The 5,537-nt window shown below is 68.8% G+C and carries 4 protein-coding genes; 3 read left to right on the forward strand and 1 reads right to left on the reverse strand.

Features of this window, described 5'->3' with window-relative positions; translation table 11 throughout:
- Positions 1-749 (reverse strand): posphoenolpyruvate synthetase regulatory kinase/phosphorylase PpsR (gene ppsR, locus AC1D01_RS18660; protein ID WP_477868871.1); only part of this gene is annotated, 749 nt, incomplete at its 3' end.
- 217 nt (positions 750-966) lie between these two features.
- On the opposite strand from ppsR, the gene ppsA reads away from it, so the two are divergent.
- From ppsA to AC1D01_RS18675, 3 genes are all read left to right on the forward strand, one after another.
- Positions 967-3,375, forward strand: a complete 2,409-nt coding sequence (ppsA, locus tag AC1D01_RS18665) for a phosphoenolpyruvate synthase (protein ID WP_477868873.1) — start codon at positions 967-969, stop codon at positions 3,373-3,375.
- A 7-nt stretch (positions 3,376-3,382) separates the two neighbouring features.
- Positions 3,383-3,646 (forward strand): DUF4212 domain-containing protein, encoded by a 264-nt coding sequence (locus AC1D01_RS18670; RefSeq protein ID WP_477868875.1) that lies wholly within the window; start codon positions 3,383-3,385, stop codon positions 3,644-3,646.
- Positions 3,639-5,537: sodium:solute symporter family protein (locus AC1D01_RS18675; RefSeq protein ID WP_477868877.1), on the forward strand; the 1,899-nt coding region annotated here is incomplete at its 3' end. The genes AC1D01_RS18670 and AC1D01_RS18675, both read left to right, overlap by 8 nt.

Raw genomic sequence — 5,537 nt, forward strand, 5'->3', positions numbered from 1 at the left:
GACGAGAGCCACGCGATGCTCTCGCGCCGCATCATCGCCTCGGCCTCCGACACCTCGTGCCGGCAGTTCTCGATGCTGGAATACGGGCTGTTGGGCCGCCGCTCATGGCGGATCTCGGCCAGCCGCTCCGGCGCAATGGTCAACCCGAAGCACTTGCGCCGGTGCGGCGCCAACCCCGCCGGCAGCACGCGGCGGTCGAAGTCTTCCGGGATCAGTGGGTAATTGGCCGCCTTGATGCCATGTTGCATCGCCAGGTACAGCGAGGTCGGCGTCTTGCCGCTGCGGCTCACGCCGACCAGGATCACGTCGGCCTCGGCCAGGTTCTTCGACGATTGCCCGTCGTCGTGCGCCAGCGAGAAGTTGATCGCCTCGATGCGGTCGGTGTACTCCTGGCTCTTCGAGATGTCCGGGAAGCGGCCGACCCGGTGGTTCGAGGTCATCTCGAACTCGGCCTCCAGCGGTTCGATGAAGGTGTTGAACATGTCCAGCACCATGCCGCGGCTGTTCGCCTTCAGGATGTTCAGGATCTCGCGGTTCACCAGCGTCACGAACACGATCGGCCGGCGGCCCTCGACGTCGAACGAATGGTTGATCTCGCGCACCACCTGGTGCACCTTGTCCTCGGAGTCGACGAACGGGCGCCGCACGTGCCGCGGCTTGATCGCGAACTGGGCCAGGATCGAGTTGCCGAAGGTCTCGGCCGTGATCCCGGTGCCGTCGGAGACGAAGTAGACAGTGCGATTGGCCATGTGAACAGGGGGGCGTTGAGGCATCGATGATAGGCAGGAAGGCCCGTAAAATCGCCCCCAACCTTCCAAATCGCCCCCCTAACGCCCAACGGTCCATGTCACCACTCGAACAATTCAAGCGCTGGGCCGCGCGTCGCCTGCTGGAGCCCTCGGAGCATTGCTCGGGTTCGCGGTTCGGGCGGGAAGCACCGGTTTCTCAACATCACGGAGCTTTCCCATGTCACTTCCGAACCTGGCGACCGCCCTGGTCGCACCGTTTGAACATCTGAGAATGACCGACGTCGAGGCGGTCGGCGGCAAGAACGCCTCCCTCGGCGAAATGATCAGCCAGCTGGCGGCCTCGGGCGTGCGGGTGCCCGGCGGCTTTGCCACCACGGCCCACGCCTTCCGACAGTTTCTCGCGCACAACGGCCTGGCCGCGCGCATCCAGGATCGACTTTCCACCCTCAACACCGATGACGTGAAGGCGCTGGCCGAGGCCGGCGCGCAGATCCGTGCCTGGATCGAGGCCACGCCGTTCCCGCCCGAGCTGGAGACCGCCATCCGCGCCGAATTCGCGCGGCTGACGGCCGACCACCCGGGCGCGTCGTTCGCCGTGCGCTCGTCGGCCACCGCCGAAGACCTGCCCGACGCCAGCTTCGCCGGCCAGCAGGAGACCTTCCTCAACGTGATCGGCATCGACGAGGTGCTGCACAAGATGAAGGAGGTCTTCGCGAGCCTCTACAACGACCGCGCCATCAGCTACCGCGTGCACAAGGGCTTCGCGCACGGCGACGTGGCGCTGTCGGCCGGCGTGCAGCGCATGGTGCGCTCCGACCTCGGCGCCGCCGGCGTGATGTTCACGATCGACACCGAGAGCGGCTTCACCGACGTCGTCTTCATCACCTCCAGCTACGGCCTGGGCGAGACGGTGGTGCAGGGCGCCGTCAACCCGGACGAGTTCTACGTGCACAAGCCGGCGCTGCGCAACGGCAAGCAGGCCATCATCCGCCGCAACCTCGGCTCCAAGCTGATCAAGATGGAGTTCGCGACGCCCGCCGAGAAGGCCGCGTCGGGCAAGCTCGTGAAGACGGTCGACACCGCCACCGAGCTGCGCAACCGCTATTCGCTGAGCGACGCCGACGTGGCCGAGCTGGCCGGCTACGCGCTGACCATCGAGCAGCACTACGCCCGCCCGATGGACATCGAGTGGGGCAAGGACGGCGCCGACGGCAAGCTCTACATCCTGCAGGCCCGCCCCGAGACGGTGAAGAGCCAGTCGGCCGGCAAGGCCGAGCAGCGCTACAAGCTGAAGGGCAGCGGCACGGTGCTCGCCGAAGGCCGCGCGATCGGCCAGAAGATCGGCACCGGCCCGGTGCGCATCGTGCACAGCCTGGCCGACATGGACACCGTGCAGGCCGGCGACGTGCTCGTCACCGACATGACCGACCCGAACTGGGAGCCGGTGATGAAGCGCGCCAGCGCGATCGTCACGAACCGCGGCGGGCGCACCTGCCACGCGGCGATCATCGCGCGCGAGCTGGGCATCCCGGCGGTGGTCGGCTGCGGCGACGCGACCGAGACGCTGAAGGAAGGCGCGCTCGTCACCGTGGCCTGCTCCGAAGGCGACACCGGCTACATCTACGAGGGCCTGCTCGACACCGAGATCAGCGAAGTGCAGCGTGGCGAGCTCCCGTACTGCCCGATCAAGATCATGATGAACGTCGGCAACCCGCAGCTGGCGTTCGATTTCGCGCAGATGCCCAACAGCGGCGTCGGCCTCGCGCGGCTCGAGTTCATCATCAACAACAACATCGGCGTGCACCCGAAGGCGATCCTCGACTACCCGAACATCGACCTCGACCTGAAGAAGGCGGTCGAGTCGGTGGCGCGCGGGCATGCCTCGCCGCGCGCGTTCTACGTCGACAAGCTGGTCGAGGGCGTGGCCACCATCGCGGCCGCGTTCTGGCCGAAGCCGGTGATCGTGCGGCTCAGCGACTTCAAGAGCAACGAGTACCGCAAGCTGATCGGCGGCTCGCGCTACGAGCCCGAGGAAGAGAACCCGATGCTCGGCTTCCGCGGCGCGTCGCGCTACGTCAGCGAGAGCTTCGGCGAGGCCTTCGCGATGGAGTGCGAGGCCCTGAAGCGCGTGCGCAGCGACATGGGGCTCGACAACGTCGAGATCATGGTGCCGTTCGTGCGCACCGTCGGGCAGGCGAAGCGGGTCGTCGAGATGCTGGCCGAGCACGGGCTCAAGCGGGCCTCGGCGGGTGGGCAGGACGGGCTGCGCATCATCATGATGTGCGAGGTGCCGAGCAACGCGATCCTCGCCGAGCAGTTCCTCGAGCACTTCGACGGCATGTCGATCGGCTCGAACGACCTGACGCAGCTCACGCTGGGCCTGGACCGCGATTCGGGCATGGAGTTGCTGGCGCGCGACTTCGACGAGCGTGATCCGGCCGTGAAGGCGATGATCTCGCGCGCGATCGCGGCCTGCCGCGCGGTCGGCAAGTACATCGGCATCTGCGGCCAGGGGCCGAGCGACCACCCCGACTTCGCCGACTGGCTGGCGCAGGAGGGGATCGTGTCGATCTCGCTGAACCCGGACACCGTCGTCGAGACCTGGCAGCGCCTGGCCAAACGCTGAGCGTGATGTGACGCCGGCCGAACCCACCGCCTACTGGCGCCGCAACCGGCGCCTCGTCGCCGGCCTGCTGGCCGTGTGGTTCGTGGTCGGCTTCGGCGTCGCGTGGTTCGCGCGCGACCTGGGCTTCGGCTTCTTCGGCTGGCCGTTCAGCTTCTGGGTCGGCGCGCAGGGCGCCTTGCTGGTGTTCCTCGCGGTCATCGGCGTCTACGCGTGGGTGATGAACCGGATGGACGCGGCGCAGCCGGGCGCCGACCATCCCGGCCATGAGTGACTCCGGCGAGCAGCGCCGCTTTCTTCGCCGGCTCCACAAGGTCTACGGGCTCTACACCGTGGGCCTGCTGGCGTTCATCGCGGCACTCGCCGCCGCCGAGCAGGCCGGGCTGCCCAAGCGCTGGATCGGCGTCACCTTCCTGCTGGCCACCGTCGCGCTGTACGCCTGCATCGGCATCATCTGCCGCACCACCGACGCGAACGAGTACTACGTGGCCGGGCGGCGCGTGCCGGCGGTCTACAACGGCATGGCGACCGCGGCCGACTGGATGTCAGCCGCGTCCTTCATCAGCCTGGCCGGCACCATGTACCTGCAAGGCTACGGCGGTCTCGCGTTCATCATGGGCTGGACCGGCGGCTTCTGCCTGGTGGCGCTGCTGCTGGCGCCGTACCTGCGCAAGTTCGGCGAGTTCACGATTCCCGATTTCCTCGGTGCGCGCTACGGCGGCCATGCGCCGCGGCTGATCGGCGCGGCCGCGGCCATCCTCTGCTCGTTCACCTACGTGGTGGCGCAGATCTACGGCGTCGGGCTGATCACCACGCGGCTGACCGGCGTGGCCTTCGAGGTCGGCATCTTCCTCGGGCTGGGCGGCGTGCTGGTGTGCTCGTTCCTCGGCGGCATGCGCGCGATCACCTGGACGCAGGTCGCGCAGTACATCGTGCTGCTGGTGGCCTACCTGGTGCCGGTGGTGTGGCTGTCGGTCAAGCAGACCGGCGTGCCGGTGCCRCAGGCGATCTACGGCGCGCAGCTGCAGAAGCTGAGCGAGCGCGAGAAGGCGCTGGCGCAGGATCCGCGCGAGCTGGAGGTGATCGCGCTGTACAAGGCGCGTGCCGAGGGCGATGCGATGCGGCTGCGCGACGTGGCCGGCTCGCTGGCGCTGGAGCGCGATGCGGCGCGGCGCCGGCTGGCCGAGCTGCGGCAGGCCGGCGCCTCGCTGGCCGAACTGCAGGCGGCCGAGAAGCTGCTGCTGTCGCTGCCGGCCGACGAGGCCGCGGCGCGCATCGCGTGGACGCAGTCGCAGGCGGCCAACGAGGCGAGGGCGCATCCGCTCGGCGGCATGCCGCCGCACGGTACGCCGTTCGCGGGCGACCCTGACGGCACGCCGGGCGAGCGCGAGGCCTTCGGCGATTCGCGCCGCAACTTCATCGCGCTGGTGTTCTGCCTGATGATCGGCACCGCGGCGCTGCCGCACATCCTGGTGCGCTGCTACACGACGCCGTCGGTGCGGCAGGCGCGGCAGTCGGTCACCTGGTCGTTGTTCTTCATCCTGCTGCTGTACCTGTCGGCGCCGGCGCTGGCGGTGCTGGTGAAGTACGAGCTGTTCACCTCGCTGGTCGGCACGCCCTTCGATCAGCTGCCGGCCTGGATCGCGAACTGGGCCAAGGTCGACCCGACGCTGCTGTCGGTGGCCGACATCAACCGCGACGGCGTGCTGCAGCTGGGCGAGATCCGCATCGGCGCCGACATCATCGTGCTGGCCACGCCCGAGATCGCCGGGCTGCCCTACGTCGTCTCGGGCATGGTGGCGGCCGGCGGGCTGGCGGCCGCGCTGTCGACCGCCGACGGGCTGCTGCTGACGATCTCGAGCGCGCTGTCGCACGACGTCTACTACCGCACGCTCGACCCGAAGGCGGCCGGCGGGCTGCGCGTGATGCTGTCGAAGGTGATGCTGCTGCTGGTCGCGCTGGCGGCGGCGGCGCTGGCGACGCAGAAGCCGGCGGACATCGTCTTCCTGGTGTCGGCGGCGTTCTCGTTCGCGGGCTCGGCCTTCTTCCCGGCGCTGGTGCTGGGGGTGTTCTGGCGGCGCGCGAACTGGCTGGGCGCGGTGCTCGGCATGCTGGTCGGGTTGTCGGTGACGCTGTACTACATGGCGCTGAACGAGCCCTGGATG

This window comes from Rhizobacter sp. P3_B12, assembly GCF_056402895.1.